This is a genomic window from Alteromonas sp. ABH4_452 (genome assembly GCF_056311825.1).
This window is the reverse complement of the sequence record NZ_CM149973.1, coordinates 1,151,407-1,172,247: the sequence shown is the minus strand read 5'-3', so window position 1 is coordinate 1,172,247 and position 20,841 is coordinate 1,151,407. Positions and strand designations below refer to the sequence as shown.

Genomic DNA, 20,841 nt, shown 5'->3' with positions numbered 1-20,841 from the left:
CCCGCACATTACCAATTCAACTAAAAGTCTAATACGCACAAAAGTCACCTTTGTCATATACTGAAATTAGTAAATAAACAGGTAAAGTATAACTGTAGCAATAATTTTCAACGGTATTGTTGCAGTAACGTAAAAGTTGCACATACTTTACTAAAAAGGCATTGCGTTAAATGCCGCTTAAGGAGGCTGTAAATGTCACTTTCTGTACTAGTTGCTGATGATTCCAAGTTGTCGAGGCGTAGTGTTATACGCTCGCTTCCCCAAGATTTAGAATACGAGATAACTGAAGCAACAAACGGACAAGAGGCAATAAATGCTCTCTGCGAAAACGAATTTGCGCTCATTCTTTTAGATCTTACTATGCCCGAGGTAGACGGCGTTGGCGTGTTAGAGCATCTGCATGCAAGGTCTAACATGCCAAACGTTATTGTGATAAGTGCTGATTTTCAGCCTGAAAAACAAAAAATTGTGATGTCTTTAGGCGCTAAGCGTTTTCTTCGCAAGCCTTTAGATAAAGAAGAATTGGCCATGGCACTGTTTGAGCTGGGGTATCTATGAGTATCGTACTACCACTGGATGAAGAGCAAAGAGATGCCCTTCAAGAACTGCTAAATATTTCGATGGGGCAAGCCGCGAACTCGCTCGCTCAACTTATTGAAACGAAAATCGACATTTCTATACCCAAAATTTCAGCCGTTACGCCCACTCAGCTCTACAGCCTCTTATTTGAAACCGAAGATGCCTTTTATACCCGTCAGTCTTTCTTAGGCGATGTGCACGGTGAAGTCATGTCCGTGCTGTCACAAGCAGGTTTAAGTGAAGTCGCAACTTTGATGGATTACGACGAACCATTAAGTAAGGAAGATATTCAAGAAATCATTTTGGAGCTTTGCAATATCTTAGCGGGTGCATGTTTAGCTGGCCTTTCTGATCAGTTAGAGCTTACCACCAACTTAAATATGCCTACGTTGTTTTTACCCGATAAAGCGAACTTTGATGAGCTTCAGTGGCAGCACAGCCTGGTGATGGAAGTCCAGTTCGTTATCGCAATTTCCTCGTTTAGCATGCGCGTTGTGTTTTGTTTAGACGATGAATCTCTTGCTCGCATGAAAAACACATTGGATGAGTTACTCGCATAATGTTTGAACAGCTGGTAGGTAAGTTACCTGTCGGAATTGGTGTAGTCGATGAAAGCTTTAACGTCGTTTATCTCAACGACTTCTTTTTAGATCGCCTCCCTCATAAAATGCGCGACTGTTATAAAGACACGCCTGTAGTTGAGCTGTTCCAAGGGCAAGGTAAGTTCCTCAAGCGTAGGCTAAAGTCGGTATTCGTGTTGCAACACCCAAGCTTTAGCTATTGGGAGCAACGACCGCATATATTTCCATTTAAAAGCTCTCGACCTATAACGGGCGAAGAGACGCAGATGTACCAAAATATGGAAATTTTGCCTATTAAAGATAAGAAAACCGGGCAGCGTTTAGCCTGCATATTCCTGCAAGATGTAACTGCCCAAGCGAGCTATTTCAGAGCCCAACAAAAACTTTCCGAAGCCCTAAAAAAAGAGCACGAAGCGCAGCGAAAGCTCATTCGCAAACTCGATACTGCCCAAAGCCAGCTTATTCAAGCTGAAAAGATGGCCTCTACGGGGCAACTTGCAGCAGGTATAGCTCATGAAATTAACAATCCAATTGGCTTTGTAAATGCTAACCTCAATACGCTAGACCAATACGCATCACACCTTCTTGCAATATGTGACGGTGTTAAAAGTCAACTTGAACACTTCACCGACGAGCTAAGAGAACAAATAGACGCCTTATTTGAGACGAATCACTATGACTTATTAAAAGAGGATATTACCGAGCTAATTGCGGAGTCCACTGAAGGACTTACACGAGTAAAGGACATTGTTGAGAACCTTAAAAAATTTTCACTAGAAACTGCCGAAGGGATGCAAACCGTAGATATATGTGCCATATGTAATCAGCTCATCACGCTCATTTCCGCTCAATACAGCGCCCCCCAATATAAAATTGAATGTGAGCAAGAAAAGGTGGAGGTTATGGGAAATCCAGGGCCACTGAAACAAGCCCTGATGAACGTAATGATAAATGCTGCGCAGGCGATAGAAGATAAGGGCTTTGTTAAACTCACCGTAATTGATGCCGCGCAATCAGTAACGATTAAAATACTGGACTCAGGCTGTGGCATCCCAACAAAACACTTAAAACGCGTGTTCGAACCTTTTTTTACCACCAAACCTGAAGGGCAAGGTCAAGGGCTGGGCCTTTCTGTTGCTTACACCGCCATAGAACAACACCAAGGTAAAATATCCATTAGCAGTAAAGAGGCTAAAGGAACTGTTGTAGAAATCACCATACCTAAAGCCCCTGCAGAGCCCACCAGTGATTCCTAGCTTGCTAGTTTACTCGCTTCGCACCCCTTAAATATAAATACACCTTCCTCATTGAGTGTTCGCGAAATACTCCCTTCATTTATTAAATAGTTAAGGTGAGATAAACACTCCGCCACAGCGAACACCATGTTACGGCTTGAAAGCTTGCGCTTAAACATAACGGGTAACAGCTCGACCACCGTTTGAGGTTTCTCACAAGCGTTCAACAAGGCTTTAAGATGTTCGTGGTGATGTGCAATGAGCGAGTCAACACGCTCATGCAGGCCGATAAAGGGAAGTTTGTGTGCGGGTAACACGGTTGTATTTTTCGGCAAGCTTTTAAACTGGGGCAAGGTGTTCAGGTAGTCGTCTAGGGTGTTGGCGTCAGGCTCTGTTGAATAGGCGCCGATATTGGGTGTGATGATCGGTAGAATATGATCGCCAGATATAAGAATATTTTTCTTTTCATTGTAAAGGCAGGCATGTTCGGGAGAATGGCCGCGCCCAATCATAACCCCCCATTCATTATCGCCAAGCGATAATGTCATGCCATGCTTTAAACGGGTATAACTTATGGGAAGTGGCGACACAACACTGCTGTAACCGTTGCCCTCGCCAGAGGTCAGCTTTGCAATCATTTCTTCATCAAGCCCTACCCGTTGGTAATACAGAACATCTCTTGCGTTAGTAGCGCCGTTTCTGCCTGCTGCGAAGGCTCGCGCAGTGAAATACTCAGTTTGGGTCATATAAAAAGGTACGTTAAATGTATCAGCTATCCAACCTGCTAACCCCACGTGATCTGGATGTAAATGCGTAACAATAACACCGACAATTGGTGCATCTAATTGTACAAATATACGCTTCCAAAGTGATTTGGTAGTAGACGTTCCAATGCCAGTGTCAATTACTACCCAGCCGCCTTCACCGCGGATTAAGTACAGGTTTATATGATCGAGTTCAAATGGAAGGGGCATAGTTAGCCAAAGTACATCTTCGGCTACTTCAATTAGCTCACCCGGTTCTACCTGTTTGTCGTATAGATACTCCATATCGCCCTCACCTTTTCTAGCCTGCATCTTTTAATATTCACTAAGTCGTTCCACTGTTTCCAATGGCTGCTAAAATAGCCTAGGTACGACCGCCTTTTTTGATAAAACCGTAAGTCGATAATGCTAGTGTGTAAACGCAGCATAATCTTATTGGTCTGATACCTTCGTTCTCATGCAAGATAATTAGTACCAGTCTCGTTCTAACTCGCTCCGTTAACAAAAACAAACATATCTGTCGAATAGAGATCTATAGGACTTGGTGATAACAAACGCTATACTGTGGTTGTTGAAGTTGATAGCCGACGTATTTTGTACCTTTTGCGCTTTTGACTGAATACGTAAAATGTGGGTTAGAAAAATTCAATCAACGTCCACGCACTTAGGGCTTTCCTAATAAATTGACACCTTTAAAAAGCGGTTAGTAAAAACAAATTCATGTCAGCCCCAGTAATACAGCAAGGGTTCATACTCAACAAAAGTACGTTTACCCAGCGAGGCAAAGTCTATGTTGAACTCTGGGTTAAAACCGCCAATAACACCGCTAGATTAGTATCGTCACCTCAGAACCCCACTTGCTTTGTGTCCCTCGAACAATGTGCTGCATTGCGCGACATTGCTGCTCGTATGCCAGTTAAGATCATAATTTCAGAAGATGGTTTTCACACACTGGAACAAGTTCCTGTGGCTACGGTCAAGACCGCCACCGAATCGCATATGCACCAGCTTCGCCAACGCGCGCAAGAGCAAAGTATTGTATTGTATGAAGCCGATATTCGCGTGGCCGATCGCTATCTAATGGAGCGCTTTGTGTATGGCGCAGTGGAATTCGTTACCCCACAAGTTGTCGATGATACGCCACAACTTGTTATAGAAAATGCGCAGATAAGGCCCTGCCATTTCAGAACTACTTTTACATCATTAAGTATAGATATTGAGTGTAATGAACACGAAGAGCTGTTCAGCATTGCACTGGCAGGCGAAGGAAAAAGTGTAGTGCTGCTTGTTTGTCCACCGAGTTTTATTGGTCAGACATTACAGGAGCAAGAAGACAGTCCATACACGCTTGTTACGGTCGAGTCTGAAAAAGAACTACTAGAAGCTTTTTTTTCACACCTAACCTCCCACGACCCAGACATTATTTTGGGTTGGAACGTTAAGCAGTTTGATATGGCTGTGCTGGGCCGCCGTGCTAAGGCAAATTCGCTCAAGTATGCTATTGGCCGCCATGGCCGAGAGGCTTCAGTAAGACAGTGGGAAGACCAAACACTTGTTGATGTGCCTGGCCGATGCGTGATTGATGGTATTGAAGCACTTAAAACCATGACCTATCAGTTTGAGTCCTTCTCTCTTGACCATGTTTCCGAAGAACTGCTTGGTGAAAATAAGCTTATTCAAGCTGCCGACAAACTTGAAGCGATAAAACATCTTTATCATAGCGACCCTGTTGCACTCGCGAACTACAACTTTAAAGACACCGAACTAGTAAACCGCATTCAGGATAAAACCCAGTTTATTGATTTTCTGGCATTACGGAGCATTCTTACCGGCTTAGATATGAGCCGCCCGGGAGGCTCGGTAGCGGCGTTTTTAAACGTTTATTTACCTAAGCTACACCGCAAGTCTTATGTCGCTGGAGTGAGGCCAGAAAATGGCGGTTTAGCTAGTCCGGGCGGTTATGTCATGCGCTCGCAACCAGGTTTATATAAAGATGTTTTAGTCCTCGATTTTAAGAGCCTTTACCCTTCCATTATTCGCACGTTTAAAATCGACCCGTTAGGGCTTGCAGAAGGACTTAAGTCTCCTAATACGGCAATAGAGGGGTTTAAAGGCGCAGTATTTAGCCGCGAATCACATTTTCTACCTTCAATTATCGAAAACCTATGGCTTCAGCGCGACGAAGCCAAAAAACAGAAAGACGCACCACGCTCTCAAGCCATTAAAATATTAATGAACTCTTTCTATGGAGTACTTGGTAGCGGAGGCTGTCCTTTTTACGATCCTCGTCTTGCCAGTTCAATTACATTGCGTGGGCATGAGATCATGCAAACCACTGCGAGTTGGATTGAGGAACTAGGCTATACGGTTATTTACGGTGATACTGATTCAACCTTTGTGCATGTTGAAGGAAATACTGCACTGGGTACACCTTCTGAAACAGGTCGTGAGCTTGCCAAAACTATTAACCAGAAATGGACTGAGTTACTTAAGCGTCAGTTCGACATTGATTGCCATTTGGAGATTGAGTTCGAATCTCACTTTTCTACCTTCTTTATGCCAACAATTCGTGGCTCTTCTGAAGGGAGTAAAAAGCGCTACGCAGGGATGAAAGACGGTGAGCTTATCTTTAAAGGCCTAGAGAACGTGCGTTCGGATTGGACAGTGCTTGCTAAAGAGTTCCAATACGAACTATACAAAAGAGTATTTACCAATGAACCTGTAAAGCAGTACATCAATAAAACGCTAAACGCAGTAAAAGCGGGAAAAATGGATGAAGAGTTGGTGTATAAAAAGCGACTAAGAAAACCACTTTCTTCGTATGTAAAATCTCTTCCCCCCCACGTTAAAGCGGCGAGACGGGCCGACAAATTATTTGAAGAACAGGGTTTACCACTTCGCTACCAATCTAATACTTCCATAGCCTATGTAATTACCGTTCAAGGGCCACAAACGGTGGAAACAATCTCTGCGCCGCTTGACTATGACCACTATATAGAGAAGCAGATAAAACCCATTGCTGATAGTATATTGCCAATGATATCTCTTAGTTTTGAGCGCATAGCTAACGCTCAACTTTCCTTATTTTAACTATGTTTATTTGTATGAAGATCTTTCAGGCTTCGTGACAAATTAACAAAAGTATTACACTCTGAATCTATTTCCACCTTTAGCTATTACTCATACTTTCAATAACTTAACTCGTTGGCACGACAAGTGAATAAGATATTTGTGAGTAGCTAAATAGGTTTGTTTGAAGAATTAACTTCAATCAACATGCGTTCAATTTAGTGATTAGGGCAATTGATAGCCCGTGTTCGCAATGAGAAACAGAAGGAATTTGATTATGAAGATCACAAAGTTAAGTATGATTACTAGTGCTGTTGTTGCAGCTACACTTTCTGCGTCTGCATTCGCAGGCCATCATGAAGAAAAAATTTCTAAGAGCTTTAATGCGCTTGATCAAGATGGTAATGGCTACATAGTCGGTTCAGAATCGTCAGGTACAATCGACAGCAAATTAGTATCTAAAATGGATACGGACGGCGACAGTATGGTTAGCCGCGCAGAATTCAATTCATTTGTCGATGAAAAACCATCGATGTTCAGCGATGAGGTTATCACTCAGGTTAAAGCTGAAGGTACAACAGACGCTGTACTCACTGAAGAAGGCAATCCAGCACTTTTTTCTAAAGCTGATAATGAAATGATTTCAGAAAAGAATAAAGAGTTGCGCACTGAGATGTCTGCAACGGCCAATACTAAGTTCACTAAAATCGACAAGGATAGCGATGGTAAAATCAGTGAGAAGGAGCTAGAAATGGCCGACGTTGAAGGCGACTTTGACTCAATGGATGAAGATGGTGATTCGTACATAACTCGTATGGAATACCGTACCTATTTTGAAGAGATTGAATCAGAATAGTTAAACTAAATAATTCATAGTATTCCCAACTATGTAGCCCCGCTTAAAGTGCGGGGCTTTTTTATTTTCCTTTAAACAATACACCCCACGAAACTCACCAGTTCGCCCCCTAATAAATAGCCTGCGACGAAACGCTAATATTTTTCGTTGAACAGCACCGTATACGACCAACATCTTGTCGACAAAACGCATTTACAACCATATTGTTAATAAAGGTTAAATATTTTGTTTACTCAATTGCGCATTCTGTAATTAGCGCAAAGGTCGCTATTGTGTACTTCGATTTCAAAATCATGATGGCGATTATCTAAAATTACATTTAAATCATATGCGTACGCGCATGGAGGCAAGGAATAATGGAATCAAATACACAGTCAAACACTGTATTTCCACTTCAAAAAAGTGAGTTTAGCGGTCCTTGTGATGCTGAACTGACATCACTCACAATAGGTCAATACTTCAAAAAGGTTGTCGACAATTATGGCGATAACCCAGCGATCATCGTAAAACATCAAAGTATTCACTGGACCTATCAGCAATACTGGCGTGAAGTAGAACGTGTGGCTTGTGGTTTACTTGCCAATGGCGTAGAGCCAGGTGATCGAGTTGGGATATGGTCCCCCAATAACATCGAGTGGTCACTTGTACAAATGGCCACGGCAAGAATTGGCGCGGTCATGGTATGTCTTAACCCCGCTTACCGCCCAGATGAATTAGCCTTTGCTATTAACAATGTCGGGGTAAAGCACTTGGTGATGGCACAGTCTTTTAAACACTCAAACTACATCGCCATTTTGAAGGAATTAGCCCCGGAACTAGATACCAACAACCAAAGTCAAGCGGATACGGCGCTATCGCTTTCGAAGCTACCCTCTCTTAAGCACGTATATACTATTGGCGAGACAACGGTAGACGGACTACAGGCGTTTTCAAAACTCCAAGTAGAGCCTACTAAGGCTTTAAAATCGCTGTTAATAGACATCGAAAGAACGCTAAATGCTGATGATAACATCAACATTCAATTCACCTCAGGTACGACCGGTAACCCGAAAGGCGCAACACTCACGCATCGCAATATATTAAATAATGGTTTATTAGTATCAGAAGCAACGAGATTTACGCACCAAGACAAGCTTTGTATTCCCGTACCACTCTATCATTGCTTTGGTATGGTGTTGGGCAACTTAGTCTGTTTAGCGTCCGGAGCATGCGCAGTATTTCCTGGGGAGTCTTTCGACCCCGAACAAACGCTTCGCACAGTAGAAGAAGAAAAATGTACAGGTTTGCACGGCGTGCCTACCATGTTCATCGCCGAGCTAGAGCTTCCTAACTTTAGAAGCTTCGATTTATCGAGCTTGAGAACTGGCGTTATGGCGGGAAGTACATGTCCTGAGGAACTAATGCGTAAAGTCCATAGTGAATTTCATATGACCGAAGTCGTTATAGGTTACGGTCAAACAGAATGCAGCCCTATCAATCATATTACCGATATTGATTCACCATTTGAGAAACAGGTAAAAACAGTCGGCCGAGCTATGCCTCATACCGAAGTAAAAATTATCGACGCACAAGGCAGTACTGCTCCAATCGGAGAGCCAGGTGAGATTTGTGCAAGAGGCTATTGCGTAATGAAAGGTTACTGGGGAGATGAAGCTAAAACTAGAGCTACCATAGACGACGAAGGTTGGCTTCATTCTGGCGATCTAGGCGAAATGGACGAAGAAGGCTATGTCACTATTGTAGGCAGAATAAAAGACATGATCATTCGCGGGGGCGAAAATATCTATCCCCGAGAAATCGAAGAGGTGCTGTACCAACATGACGACGTATCCGACGCAGCTGTATTTGGCATACCCGATAACAAATATGGCGAGCAAGTGTGCCTTTGGATCAAAGCAAAAGACAATAGGCATGTAGATGAAGAGCAAATACGAGACTACTTAAAATCGAAACTTGCCTACTTTAAAGTACCTAAATACATCAGTGTAGTAAAAGAGTACCCAATGACAGTAACAGGCAAGCTACAGAAGTTTAAAATGCGTGAACACATGATAGAAACTCTGAAGAACCAAGCCCTACAAACCGAGGCGTAAACCTACGGCAAACAAATGGGGTCAGAGTTGAGGGTCAGTGTCGTGACTCTGACCCCATTATTTTTCTTTGGTGCAGAAAGCAAAAAACCCGCCGTTAGGCGGGTTTCTTTAATTGGGACCTGGCAGTGTCCTACTCTCACATGGGGAAGCCCCACACTACCATCGGCGCTAATACGTTTCACTTCTGAGTTCGGAATGGATTCAGGTGGTACCGTATCGCTATGGCTGCCAGGAAAAACTGGTAACAATTTGGGAAAGATAATATTAATTCAATCAGTGAGTAACTACTTTTCACTCTACTTACTTTAGCTTGTCTACAACACTTCCAAAAGCCTAAAGCTTCTTGGGCGTTGTATGGTTAAGCCTCTCGGGCAATTAGTACAGGTTAGCTTAACGCCTTACAACGCTTCCACACCCTGCCTATCAACGTCATCGTCTATAACAACCCTTCCAGAACTTAAAGTTCAGGGATGACTCATCTTTGGGCCGGCTTCCCGCTTAGATGCTTTCAGCGGTTATCCGTTCCGAACATAGCTACCGGGCAATGCGATTGGCATCACAACCCGAACACCAGCGGTTCGTCCACTCCGGTCCTCTCGTACTAGGAGCAGCTCCCATCAATCATCCAACGCCCACACCAGATAGGGACCGAACTGTCTCACGACGTTCTAAACCCAGCTCGCGTACCACTTTAAATGGCGAACAGCCATACCCTTGGGACCGACTTCAGCCCCAGGATGTGATGAGCCGACATCGAGGTGCCAAACACCGCCGTCGATATGAACTCTTGGGCGGTATCAGCCTGTTATCCCCGGAGTACCTTTTATCCGTTGAGCGATGGCCCTTCCATACAGAACCACCGGATCACTATGACCTACTTTCGTACCTGCTCGACGTGTCTGTCTCGCAGTTAAGCTAGCTTATGCCATTGCACTAACCTCACGATGTCCGACCGTGATTAGCTAACCTTCGTGCTCCTCCGTTACTATTTGGGAGGAGACCGCCCCAGTCAAACTACCCACCAGACACTGTCCACAATCCCGATAAGGGACCAATGTTAGAACATCAAACATACAAGGGTGGTATTTCAAGGACGGCTCCACACAATCTAGCGACTGTGCTTCAAAGCCTCCCACCTATCCTACACATGTAGGTTCAATGTTCAGTGCCAAGCTGTAGTAAAGGTTCACGGGGTCTTTCCGTCTAGGTGCGGGTACACAGCATCTTCACTGCGATTTCAATTTCACTGAGTCTCGGGTGGAGACAGCGTGGCCATGGTTACACCATTCGTGCAGGTCGGAACTTACCCGACAAGGAATTTCGCTACCTTAGGACCGTTATAGTTACGGCCGCCGTTTACCGGGGCTTCGATCAAGAGCTTCGTCCGAAAACTAACCCCATCAATTAACCTTCCGGCACCGGGCAGGTGTCACACCCTATACGTCCTCTTACGAGTTTGCAGAGTGCTGTGTTTTTAATAAACAGTCCCAGCCACCTGGTCACTGCGGCCTCCATTTGCTTACCACGCGAAGTGTTCACAAACAGAGGCGTACCTTCTCCCGAAGTTACGGTACAATTTTGCCGAGTTCCTTCACCCGAGTTCTCTCAAGCGCCTTAGTATTCTCTACCTGACCACCTGTGTCGGTTTGGGGTACGGTTCATATAATCATAAGTTTAGAAGCTTTTCCTGGAAGCAGGGCATCAACAACTTCACTCCCTTGGGAGCTCGTCTCGTGTCTCGGCCTTGAAAACCCGGATTTACCTAAGTTTTCAGCCTACGCACTTTCACTTGGACAACCAACGCCAAGCTTGCCTAGCCTTCTCCGTCCCTCCATCACTGATTATATAAGTACGGAAATATTAATCCGTTTCCCATCGACTACGCATTTCTGCCTCGCCTTAGGGGCCGACTTACCCTGCCCTGATTAGCATGGGACAGGAAACCTTGGTCTTCCGGCGTGGGAGTTTTTCACTCCCATTATCGTTACTCATGTCAGCATTCGCACTTGTGATATGTCCAGCAAGCTTTACAACTCACCTTCATCCACTTACACAACGCTCCCCTACCCAGCAAGTAAACTTGCTGCCGCAGCTTCGGTATATTGCTTAGCCCCGTTACATCTTCCGCGCAGGCCGACTCGACTAGTGAGCTATTACGCTTTCTTTAAAGGGTGGCTGCTTCTAAGCCAACCTCCTAGCTGTCTATGCCTTCCCACATCGTTTCCCACTTAGCAATATTTTGGGACCTTAGCTGGCGGTCTGGGTTGTTTCCCTCTCCACGACGGACGTTAGCACCCGCCGTGTGTCTCCCGGATAGTTCTCATTGGTATTCGGAGTTTGCAAAGGGTTGGTAAGTCGGGATGACCCCCTAGCCTTAACAGTGCTCTACCCCCAATGGAATTCGTCCGAGGCTCTACCTAAATAGATTTCGGGGAGAACCAGCTATCTCCCGGTTTGATTGGCCTTTCACCCCCAGCCACAAGTCATCCCCTGACTTTTCAACGTCAGTGGGTTCGGTCCTCCAGTTGATGTTACTCAACCTTCAACCTGCTCATGGCTAGATCACCGGGTTTCGGGTCTATACCTAGCAACTAAACGCGCAGTTAACACTCGCTTTCGCTACGGCTCCGCTATTCGCTTAACCTTGCTACTAAATATAAGTCGCTGACCCATTATACAAAAGGTACGCAGTCACCCCGAAGGGCTCCCACTGCTTGTACGTATACGGTTTCAGGTTCTATTTCACTCCCCTCACAGGGGTTCTTTTCGCCTTTCCCTCACGGTACTGGTTCACTATCGGTCAGTTAGGAGTATTTAGCCTTGGAGGATGGTCCCCCCATATTCAGTCAAGATAACACGTGTCCCGACCTACTCGATTTCACTGTAAAGATTGCGTCGTGTACAGGGCTATCACCTTGTATCGCTCCTCTTCCCAAAGGATTCCACTACATTCAATACAGCTTAAGGGCTGTTCCCCGTTCGCTCGCCGCTACTAGGGGAATCTCAATTGATTTCTTTTCCTAAGGGTACTTAGATGTTTCAGTTCCCCTCGTTCGCCTCGTTACGCTATGTATTCACGTAACGATACCTGTAAACAGGTGGGTTTCCCCATTCGGACATCTGTGGCTCAAATGCATTTTGTCGGCTCACCACAGCTTTTCGCAGACTTACACGTCCTTCATCGCCTCTAACTGCCAAGGCATCCACCGTATACGCTTCGTCACTTAACCATACAACCCCAAACAGCCTTTTGACTTCTGTCTAAGTTATGTCGCATGCATGACAAGCTAATCGGAAGAATTGCCTTGCTATCAATAAATTGATAACAAGCAATTCAGTCAAGTAGAGTAAAAAGTTCATCTTTCGATTTCTCAGTTACTCAATTTTGATTGATTACTATTAATATCAGCTTTCCAAATTGTTAAAGAACATTCGATGTTTCCTGCAAAAGCAGTACTTTCATCTTTAGAGTAAAAAACCCTAATCAATGCTTACTGAAACAGTAAATATTCATTAGGATTTGGGGTCCAACGTGACACGTTTCTACCTTTGTTACCTTCCTTTCTTAAAGCAAGGAAATGGTAGGCTTGGGCAGACTTGAACTGCCGACCTCACCCTTATCAGGGGTGCGCTCTAACCAGCTGAGCTACAAGCCTTCAGTACTTCGCTTATGCAAGCTCAGTGTCAAGTAGATGGTGGAGCTAAGCAGGATCGAACTGCTGACCTCCTGAATGCAAATCAGGCGCTCTCCCAGCTGAGCTATAGCCCCATAAACTTGTGTCGTTCTTCATTTTAAACAAGACTATCTGTGTAGGCACTGCATCAAGTGCGTCTATCGACGTAATGGTAAGGAGGTGATCCAACCCCAGGTTCCCCTAGGGTTACCTTGTTACGACTTCACCCCAGTCATGAAACACAAAGTGGTAATCGTCCTCCCGAAGGTTAGACTAACTACTTCTTTTGCATCCCACTCCCATGGTGTGACGGGCGGTGTGTACAAGGCCCGGGAACGTATTCACCGCAGTATTCTGACCTGCGATTACTAGCGATTCCGACTTCATGGAGTCGAGTTGCAGACTCCAATCCGGACTACGACATTCTTTAAGGGGTCCGCTCCACATCACTGTCTCGCTTCCCTCTGTAAATGCCATTGTAGCACGTGTGTAGCCCTACACGTAAGGGCCATGATGACTTGACGTCGTCCCCACCTTCCTCCGGTTTGTCACCGGCAGTCTCCTTAGAGTGCCCAACTTAAGGCTGGCAACTAAGGACAAGGGTTGCGCTCGTTGCGGGACTTAACCCAACATCTCACGACACGAGCTGACGACAGCCATGCAGCACCTGTGTCAGAGTTCCCGAAGGCACCAATCTATCTCTAGAAAGTTCTCTGCATGTCAAGTGTAGGTAAGGTTCTTCGCGTTGCATCGAATTAAACCACATGCTCCACCGCTTGTGCGGGCCCCCGTCAATTCATTTGAGTTTTAACCTTGCGGCCGTACTCCCCAGGCGGTCTACTTAGCGCGTTAGCTTCGCTACTCACGACTTAAAGTCACAAACAGCTAGTAGACAGCGTTTACGGTGTGGACTACCAGGGTATCTAATCCTGTTCGCTACCCACACTTTCGCACATGAGCGTCAGTCTTTGGCCAGGGAGTCGCCTTCGCCACTGATGTTCCTCCAGATATCTACGCATTTCACCGCTACACCTGGAATTCCACTCCCCTCTCCAAGACTCTAGTCTGCCAGTTCTAAATGACCATCCCAGGTTGAGCCCGGGGCTTTCACATCTAGCTTAACAAACCGCCTGCGTGCGCTTTACGCCCAGTAATTCCGATTAACGCTCGCACCCTCCGTATTACCGCGGCTGCTGGCACGGAGTTAGCCGGTGCTTCTTCTGTTGTTAACGTCACGGCTAGCAGGTATTAACTACTAACTTTTCCTCACAACTGAAAGTGCTTTACAACCCGAAGGCCTTCTTCACACACGCGGCATGGCTGCATCAGGGTTTCCCCCATTGTGCAATATTCCCCACTGCTGCCTCCCGTAGGAGTCTGGGCCGTGTCTCAGTCCCAGTGTGGCTGATCTTCCTCTCAGAACAGCTAGAGATCGTCGCCTTGGTAAGCTTTTACCTTACCAACTAGCTAATCTCACTTGGGCCTCTCTTTGCGCCGGAGCCTAAGCCCCGTTTGGTCCGTAGACATTATGCGGTATTAGCAGTCGTTTCCAACTGTTATCCCCCTCGCAAAGGCAAGTTCCCAAGCATTACTCACCCGTCCGCCACTCGTCAGCGAAGTGCAAGCACTTCCTGTTACCGTTCGACTTGCATGTGTTAGGCCTGCCGCCAGCGTTCAATCTGAGCCATGATCAAACTCTTCAATTAAATATATCGAAATATGAATCGTCGTTGTGACACTCTTAACGAGTGCCCACACAGATTGTCTTGTCTAAATTGTTAAAGAACGTTGCGACTTCGTCGCAATTCACTAGAAGCCGTTGCCTCTTAGTGACTCACCCTGTTCGAGTGAGGTGCGCATTTTACATCGTTTATTTTCGATGTCAACCATGTTTTTAAACTTTTTATTTGCTTGAAAACTTGGTTTCGCACTTGTTGCTAAGTTGGCTTTGTTTTTCTCGAAGCCCCCTCAGAACGTGGAGCGCATTATAGATACCTCTTGAGAAAGATCAACACTTAAATTGGATTTTTTTGCATTTTAAGGCACTTTTGGTGTTAACCGTTCATTTCTGCATCATTTCCATTGGCTCAATGCATCTTTCGACTAGTTTTTTCACATTTTATTGTTCTAATTGTTACAAATGAGTAAACTATATACAGCCTCCAACACCATAATAAACAATAGAAAGGTAGGTATATGAAAGTAGGCTTTATTCAATGCGCTGTAATTAGCGCTATTTTTGCAATTGCAGGGTATTTGTTATTTTCTTCTGCTAGTTTAAACGTCCATGTTCCACTTACCGTATCTGCAGCTCTGCTGATAAGCGGTATCGTTACTCCTTGGCTAGCGTCTCTTATTCAAAGTCCATCTTCCTCAGATGCCAGAGCACACACCAATAACGGATCAGTTGAAACTTTATATGTGGGTAATTTACCCTATAGAGCAAACGAGAACGCAGTAAAGGAGTACTTCAGTAGCTTTATTGAAGTGCAGTCGGTTCGTTTAATGAAGGATCGTAAAACTGGAAAAAGAAAAGGTTACGGTTTTATCGAGGTTGTCACAGACGACCTTAGTAGTGTTATTGATAAAACAAATGACTCAATCTTCCAGGAACGAACGTTGAAAGTTCGACCTGCAAAAGACAAAGTCGAACACGTGTAATTCTTATTCGTAGTTTTTAGTTATGTAAAAAAGCCCGGTAAGCTCTCGCTTCCGGGCTTTTTATTGTCATAAGCATTAGCTCTCGCTGGTTTCAGCAGATTGAGGAAGGCCATCTAATAAAGTTTGATTAAAAGATCGAAATCTATTTATGGCGGATATTAGATCAGGAACCTGGACATCTTCCATTTCATTAATAATACCAGCTATTAAAGTATTATAGTCTTCACTACTTTCTAACTTACTTTCTGCGTTAGCAAAGGTATCCATCATCTTCTCTAGATATTGAGCGATTGGACTAACCACATTACCGTACTTCGCGTTGTCACTTTTATCTTCATTATAGTGCTGAATATTTTCGTATGTCTTTAGCACTTCGGTTTGCGTAGTCCTATTTAACTGTAGTGCGTAACCAACCAACTCTTTATCATCAAAGCCTAAACTCAGTGCTTCTTCAAATGCCTTGTCGATATCACCACTATAGAAGGTATCAGCTAGATCCTGCACTTGTCCGACTAAATCAGCTATCGATTCCAACTCATCTTCGTCAAGTTCTCCTTTTAATGAAAAGCTAATACCGCTTCGTTCATAGTATTGATAAGACGTTTGTTGAGAATAGCTTGCCGAAAAGCCACTTTCACTTTGCTCACCACTACCGTCAGATTGGCCTTGAGATGCCTGAGCCTGAAAATTAAGTTGCTGAGAAGCCTGGAAAGAACGCAGGCTTTCAAAACTAAAGCTCACTTCATCACCATCTTTAGTTCGAATCATCAAACTACCGCTTTTTTCGTCCGATGCTGCAACAGCTTCCAACGAAGACAGCTGGACAGCATTAGGCTGCTCGCGTCCAAAGATATCGGTTTCTAGATCATCAATACCCGTATCAATAAGATCCCGGCTTTTCGTTATACCTTGCTCAATCTCTTCATTCATAAACCCAGCAAGATCTTTTTCAGCCATCGCGAAGCCGCGGCTTACTCCTTCTCTTGCTTGGCTAAATAGCCCGGTCAGCTTTTCTTCGCTGGCACCTCCATCGGCTGCGCCGCGAATAACGCTGCCCACGAACTTAAGTACGTTTCGGGCTACTTTTTCAAAGTCGAATAAACCGTTCGACTTTTCTTCAAGATTTTTCTCTTTCGTTTCTTGTGGTCTTTGCCCATCTATTTCCAACGCTTGATTAATATTGCTACTTACCACGCGCAAGCCGATACTCGTTTGGCTACTTGAAACAGATACTGAAGCCGCTTGTTGCTTCGAAAACTCAGCGGCTTGCTGCAATCCGTCTTGCTGCAACTGCTTTTTAAGCGCTTCATTCGGGTGAACCGTTGCCTTTTGATCCGCTTTCTGTTCAACCTTTTGGTCTCCCATAAAAGCTTTAATTTGACCCACGTTCATAATTTGATCCTCACTATCCTCATTCTTATTATCGGCAATGAATCAATATTGTTTAATATTAATACAGCATTTTTTTCTAAAGGCTACTTAGGCAATCACGCGTATTAATAATGAAGAAGTCGGGAGCGCTTGTTGCAGTTATTTTTTAAGGGACTACAATTCGCGACCTTAATAATGAATGGAGAATTTTATGACCACCAATGAACAACAACGCTATCAAGATCAGTTGGACGAAAAAGTAAATCGTCTCACCGCGTTGCTTTCTCCATTCAATGCACCAGAACTTTCTGTATTCCCGTCTCAGCCAACGCACTATCGTATGCGTGCCGAGTTTAGAGTGTGGCACGAGGGCGATGACTTATTTCACATCATGTTTAATCAGGAAACGAAAGAAAAATATCGTGTCGATAGTTTTGCCCCTGCATGTAAAGCAATAAACGATGCTATGGCACTATTGCTTGAAGAAGTAAGACCAAACGAAACTCTCAGAAAAAAGTTATTTCAAATTGATTACCTTTCTGCACTGTCTGGCGAACTTGTTATAAGCCTTTTATACCATCGTCAATTAGACGAAGAATGGCAAGTGGCAGCAAGAGAATTAAAAGCGACACTTGAAACTCACTTTCCTAAAGTAAACATCATTGGTCGCGCTAGAAAGCAAAAGCTTATTATCGACAACGATTTTGTAATTGAGCGTTTACCAGTAAACGGACGTGAATTCGTATTCAAGCATATAGAAAATAGCTTCACTCAGCCCAATGCCGAAGTGAACTGTAGCATGATTGAATGGGCTTTAGATTGTGTTAAACCACTCTCTGGAGACTTACTAGAAATGTATTGTGGTGCCGGTAACTTTTCACTTCCGCTAGCACTTCACTTTGATAATGTGGTGGGTACCGAAATAGCTAAACCTTCAGTGCAAGCAGCTCAGTTTAATATTGAGCAAAACGAGCTGAGCAATGTAAAAATTGTAAGGTTAGCCGCCGAAGAATTCACACAGGCTATGAAGGGCGAGCGTACGTTTAGTCGCTTAGAAGGCATTGATTTAAGCACTTACAATTTCACCACTGTATTGGTCGACCCACCAAGAGCTGGGTTAGATGAAGATTCACTCAGAATGATTCAGGATTACGATAATATTGTGTATATCTCGTGTAATCCTGAAACTTTGGCGCAGAACCTTGAGCTTTTGAGTGAAACTCACGACGTTTCTCAATCGGCGCTATTCGACCAATTTCCTTTCACTCATCATATTGAGGCAGGCGTTCTACTTACACGCAAAGTCTAGTTTGCGTGTAAGTCATTTTCTACTACTCCTTGCCTTCTACAAGAACGTGATGGCTTACTGAGCCGTCAGTTCTTAGTTTTAGTAGTGGAAGGTAATCTGGGTCAGACATAAAATCGAGTGCGCTTTGTTTTGAAGGCCACTGTATTATAACGCGAATGGCGGGTTCTTCTCTCTCGCCCTCTAAAGTTTGATGATTTGCACTGTTCGCTAGATATTTTCCACCGTGTTTCGACACGATATCCGCGGCGAGTTTTACATAGTGCGGGATCCACGCTTCATTGGTAGGTGTAACTTCTAAAACTGAATAATACATATCTTGCTCTCTTTTCTTGAAATTAACTGGTTGAACCCAGCGTTATCGTATTGAGAGCTTAACAAGCTATATTTCGTGTAATAAGAAGGCTTACGCTAGAATCTGTTTCGTAAAATATTTGATAATACTTCAGCGCTACGCTTTCTGGGTAGCGCCTATTTGAACAAAGCGAAGTTGCGCTTTCACTCTTTCACCAATTTCACTTCTAAGCTTATCATCCGCTTCTAATGCTTCCGCTCCGGCACTGAATACTAGTCTTACCATGGCATCGGCTTGTAACTGGGCGCAGGCGTATTCCACGCCTTGCTGTTCGATAATGTAGTCAGTAAGTTCATCGATGAAATGTTGAATTTCTCTGAATACTGCAAGTCGGTAAGCAGACGACGTTCCGGTATGCTCTCGCAGTAATAACCGAAATACGTTTGTGTTGGCCGCGATGAACTCCATGAAGGTTTCAACAGAGGTATGGATGACGCCGCCCCCTGAAGCTATGCGCCTTCTAGCCTGACGCATAAGCTGACGCAGCGCTAAACCCGCTTCATCCACCAGCGTTAAACCCAACTCGTCCATATCTTTAAAGTGTCGATAAAACGATGTGGGAGCAATGCCAGCTTCTCGGGCAACTTCACGCAAGCTTATTGCCGATAAACTTCGGTTTTCATCTAGCAGTGAAAATGCAGCATGGATGATATTTTGGCGGGTTTTTAATTTCTGTTCTTGTCGGCTCACGTTCGCACCCTGTGTTCATTAACTTTTAATGGTTTGATGATTTTTTAACTTTAGAGTCTACTTTCAACGTCATCTGAATAACCATTAACGCAATCGAACCTCATACATCAAAGACTAGCACGTCTAGTTTATCGCAACACGCACTGATGGGGAAAGGGAAACAAAATCATCTCTTTTATAAACAAGGGTTAAGCGTTAATTCTCACGTTTTAGCTACGTTTTTGCCACCCTCGGCTATAATTAAACTTTACACATGTAAGCAGAACTTATCTGGGTTTTGCTTGCCTGAAGCCTCGTAAAACGATAAATTAGCGAACAGTTGTAAGCCAAGTTGTATAAAATGAAAAAACCTCCTCTTATCCTAACGAATGTGCTGGTATTTATAATATCAGGCGCAATTGCATTTATAGGTGTGCCGCTTTGGGTGGCATATCAGGGTATCGATTGGGCAGAAATCGGTACCGCTATATTCCTATTCTATTTCACCGGCATGTCAATAACTGCTGGGTATCATCGCTTGTGGTCACATAAAACCTACGATGCCAACATTGTAGTTCGTGTCGTATTAGCGATTGGTGGGGCGATGGCACTGCAAAATAGTATTTTGCACTGGTCGTCAGATCATCGCGTTCACCATCGCCATGTAGATGACAACGACAAAGACCCCTACTCTGCAAAGAAAGGGCTTTGGTTTGCGCACATCGGCTGGATGTTACGCGAGTATCAAGCTAAGCGTTACGATGATTACAGCAACTGTAAAGATCTACAAAAAGATAGCGTTGTAATGTGGCAGCACAAATACTACTTGCCTATCGTACTCGCTGCTAACTTTGGTATTACTGGTCTGTTTGGTTACCTGAACGGCGACGTCATGGGCATGATCTTGGTGGCCGGCGTTTTGCGATTGGTGCTAGTTCACCATGTTACGTTCTTCATTAACTCGCTTGCTCACTTTTGGGGTAGTCAGCCTTATACCGATAAGAATACAGCACGTGATAATGGCGTTTTAGCATTCTTTACTTTTGGTGAGGGTTATCACAACTATCACCATATTTTTGAGTACGACTACCGCAATGGCATTCGTTGGTACCAGTTTGATCCTACTAAATGGCTTATCAAAGGGCTGTCTTATGTAGGTTTAACGTCGAACCTTCGCAAAGTACCTGAAGAGCGCATCGAAAAAGCTCTGGCGGCCATGCAGCTTCAAAGGGCAAGTGAAAAAGTATCGTTACTACCGAATGCGGAAGAAATGATGCACACTATTCAAGAAGAGTACGACCTGCTAATGCAGCGGATGAGTGAGTACTACGCAACGAAAAAGCGCGTTATGCGCGTTAAGAAGCGTACATTAAAACGCAGCATTGAAGGGTTAGAGCTTGCTTACAAATATAAAGAGATGAAGCACGCCTTTGCAGTGCAGAAAGAAAAATGGACTCAATTGCAGAGTTTGTCACTTCAAATGGCGTAACTACTTTCTTTACTCTCGAATTCGTAGAAAACCACATAAGTATCTGCTTATGTGGTTTTTTTTGATCTATAGTTGGGATGACACTTCAAGTAAGGTAGTTATACTAGAGTTTGTAAGGTTGACATAAACAGCTTAGCTT

At 44.2% G+C, this 20,841-nt stretch carries 13 protein-coding genes, 2 tRNA genes and 3 rRNA genes; 9 read left to right on the top strand and 9 right to left on the bottom strand.

The annotated features are described in order from the left end of the window. Nucleotides 1–192: 192 nt before the first annotated feature. From ACYX4N_RS05065 to ACYX4N_RS05055, 3 genes are read left to right on the top strand one after another with little or no spacing between them, the layout of a single operon-like run. Nucleotides 193–558, top strand: coding sequence for a response regulator (locus tag ACYX4N_RS05065; RefSeq protein ID WP_474854513.1), 366 nt, complete (start codon nucleotides 193–195; stop codon nucleotides 556–558). Then, on the top strand, nucleotides 555–1,139 hold the full coding sequence (locus ACYX4N_RS05060) for a chemotaxis protein CheX (protein WP_118492212.1): 585 nt from the start codon (nucleotides 555–557) through the stop codon (nucleotides 1,137–1,139). The genes ACYX4N_RS05065 and ACYX4N_RS05060 overlap by 4 nt, the downstream gene beginning before the upstream one ends. Beyond that, nucleotides 1,139–2,416 carry a sensor histidine kinase gene (locus tag ACYX4N_RS05055; RefSeq protein WP_476055800.1) on the top strand — a complete coding sequence of 426 codons (1,278 nt, stop codon included), beginning with the start codon at nucleotides 1,139–1,141 and terminating at the stop codon, nucleotides 2,414–2,416. The genes ACYX4N_RS05060 and ACYX4N_RS05055 overlap by 1 nt, the downstream gene beginning before the upstream one ends. On the opposite strand, the gene ACYX4N_RS05050 is transcribed toward ACYX4N_RS05055, so the two are convergent. Further along, complete coding sequence (locus tag ACYX4N_RS05050) at nucleotides 2,413–3,444, bottom strand: MBL fold metallo-hydrolase (protein WP_476055799.1); 1,032 nt, start codon at nucleotides 3,442–3,444, stop codon at nucleotides 2,413–2,415. The genes ACYX4N_RS05055 and ACYX4N_RS05050 overlap by 4 nt on opposite strands. Nucleotides 3,445–3,879: 435 nt before the next feature. Between ACYX4N_RS05050 and ACYX4N_RS05045 the strand changes: the two genes are divergently transcribed. From ACYX4N_RS05045 to ACYX4N_RS05035, 3 genes are all read left to right on the top strand, one after another. Then, nucleotides 3,880–6,249, top strand: coding sequence for a DNA polymerase II (locus tag ACYX4N_RS05045; protein WP_476055798.1), 2,370 nt, complete (start codon nucleotides 3,880–3,882; stop codon nucleotides 6,247–6,249). A 256-nt stretch (nucleotides 6,250–6,505) separates the two neighbouring features. Continuing rightward, nucleotides 6,506–7,084 (top strand): EF-hand domain-containing protein, encoded by a 579-nt coding sequence (locus ACYX4N_RS05040; protein ID WP_476055797.1) that lies wholly within the window; start codon nucleotides 6,506–6,508, stop codon nucleotides 7,082–7,084. Between the two features lie 356 nt (nucleotides 7,085–7,440). Next, a complete protein-coding gene (locus ACYX4N_RS05035; protein ID WP_476055796.1) occupies nucleotides 7,441–9,177 on the top strand; it encodes an AMP-binding protein in 1,737 nt (578 codons plus the stop codon). A gap of 117 nt (nucleotides 9,178–9,294) precedes the next feature. Here ACYX4N_RS05035 and rrf read toward each other — a convergent pair. From rrf to ACYX4N_RS05010, 5 genes are all read right to left on the bottom strand, one after another. Further along, a 5S ribosomal RNA gene (rrf, locus tag ACYX4N_RS05030) occupies nucleotides 9,295–9,410 on the bottom strand. Between the two features lie 121 nt (nucleotides 9,411–9,531). After that, nucleotides 9,532–12,407: ribosomal RNA gene (locus ACYX4N_RS05025) — 23S ribosomal RNA — on the bottom strand. Between the two features lie 349 nt (nucleotides 12,408–12,756). After that, nucleotides 12,757–12,833 (bottom strand) — tRNA-Ile (locus ACYX4N_RS05020). Between the two features lie 37 nt (nucleotides 12,834–12,870). Further along, nucleotides 12,871–12,946 (bottom strand) — tRNA-Ala (locus ACYX4N_RS05015). Nucleotides 12,947–13,024: 78 nt separating this feature from the next. After that, nucleotides 13,025–14,557, bottom strand: a 16S ribosomal RNA gene (locus tag ACYX4N_RS05010). Together the 16S, 23S and 5S rRNA genes with 2 tRNA genes alongside form the textbook arrangement of a ribosomal RNA operon. A 490-nt stretch (nucleotides 14,558–15,047) precedes the next feature. Here ACYX4N_RS05010 and ACYX4N_RS05005 point away from each other — a divergent pair. Further along, on the top strand, nucleotides 15,048–15,512 hold the full coding sequence (locus tag ACYX4N_RS05005) for an RNA recognition motif domain-containing protein (RefSeq protein WP_179984549.1): 465 nt from the start codon (nucleotides 15,048–15,050) through the stop codon (nucleotides 15,510–15,512). A gap of 75 nt (nucleotides 15,513–15,587) precedes the next feature. Here ACYX4N_RS05005 and ACYX4N_RS05000 read toward each other — a convergent pair whose 3' ends face one another. After that, a complete protein-coding gene (locus ACYX4N_RS05000; RefSeq protein ID WP_476055795.1) occupies nucleotides 15,588–16,904 on the bottom strand; it encodes a DUF5610 domain-containing protein in 1,317 nt (438 codons plus the stop codon). 190 nt (nucleotides 16,905–17,094) lie between these two features. Between ACYX4N_RS05000 and trmA the strand changes: the two genes are divergently transcribed. Beyond that, on the top strand, nucleotides 17,095–18,192 hold the full coding sequence (gene trmA / locus ACYX4N_RS04995) for a tRNA (uridine(54)-C5)-methyltransferase TrmA (RefSeq protein WP_476055794.1): 1,098 nt from the start codon (nucleotides 17,095–17,097) through the stop codon (nucleotides 18,190–18,192). 22 nt (nucleotides 18,193–18,214) lie between these two features. On the opposite strand, the gene ACYX4N_RS04990 is transcribed toward trmA, so the two are convergent. After that, a complete protein-coding gene (locus tag ACYX4N_RS04990) occupies nucleotides 18,215–18,505 on the bottom strand; it encodes a DUF1330 domain-containing protein (RefSeq protein ID WP_476055793.1) in 291 nt (96 codons plus the stop codon). A gap of 135 nt (nucleotides 18,506–18,640) precedes the next feature. After that, a complete protein-coding gene (gene fabR / locus ACYX4N_RS04985) occupies nucleotides 18,641–19,234 on the bottom strand; it encodes an HTH-type transcriptional repressor FabR (RefSeq protein ID WP_461853095.1) in 594 nt (197 codons plus the stop codon). A 340-nt stretch (nucleotides 19,235–19,574) separates the two neighbouring features. Here fabR and ACYX4N_RS04980 point away from each other — a divergent pair, with 340 nt between their 5' ends. Beyond that, entirely contained in the window at nucleotides 19,575–20,702 is a 1,128-nt protein-coding gene (locus ACYX4N_RS04980; RefSeq protein WP_476055792.1) for an acyl-CoA desaturase, read from the top strand. Nucleotides 20,703–20,841 lie beyond the last annotated feature (139 nt).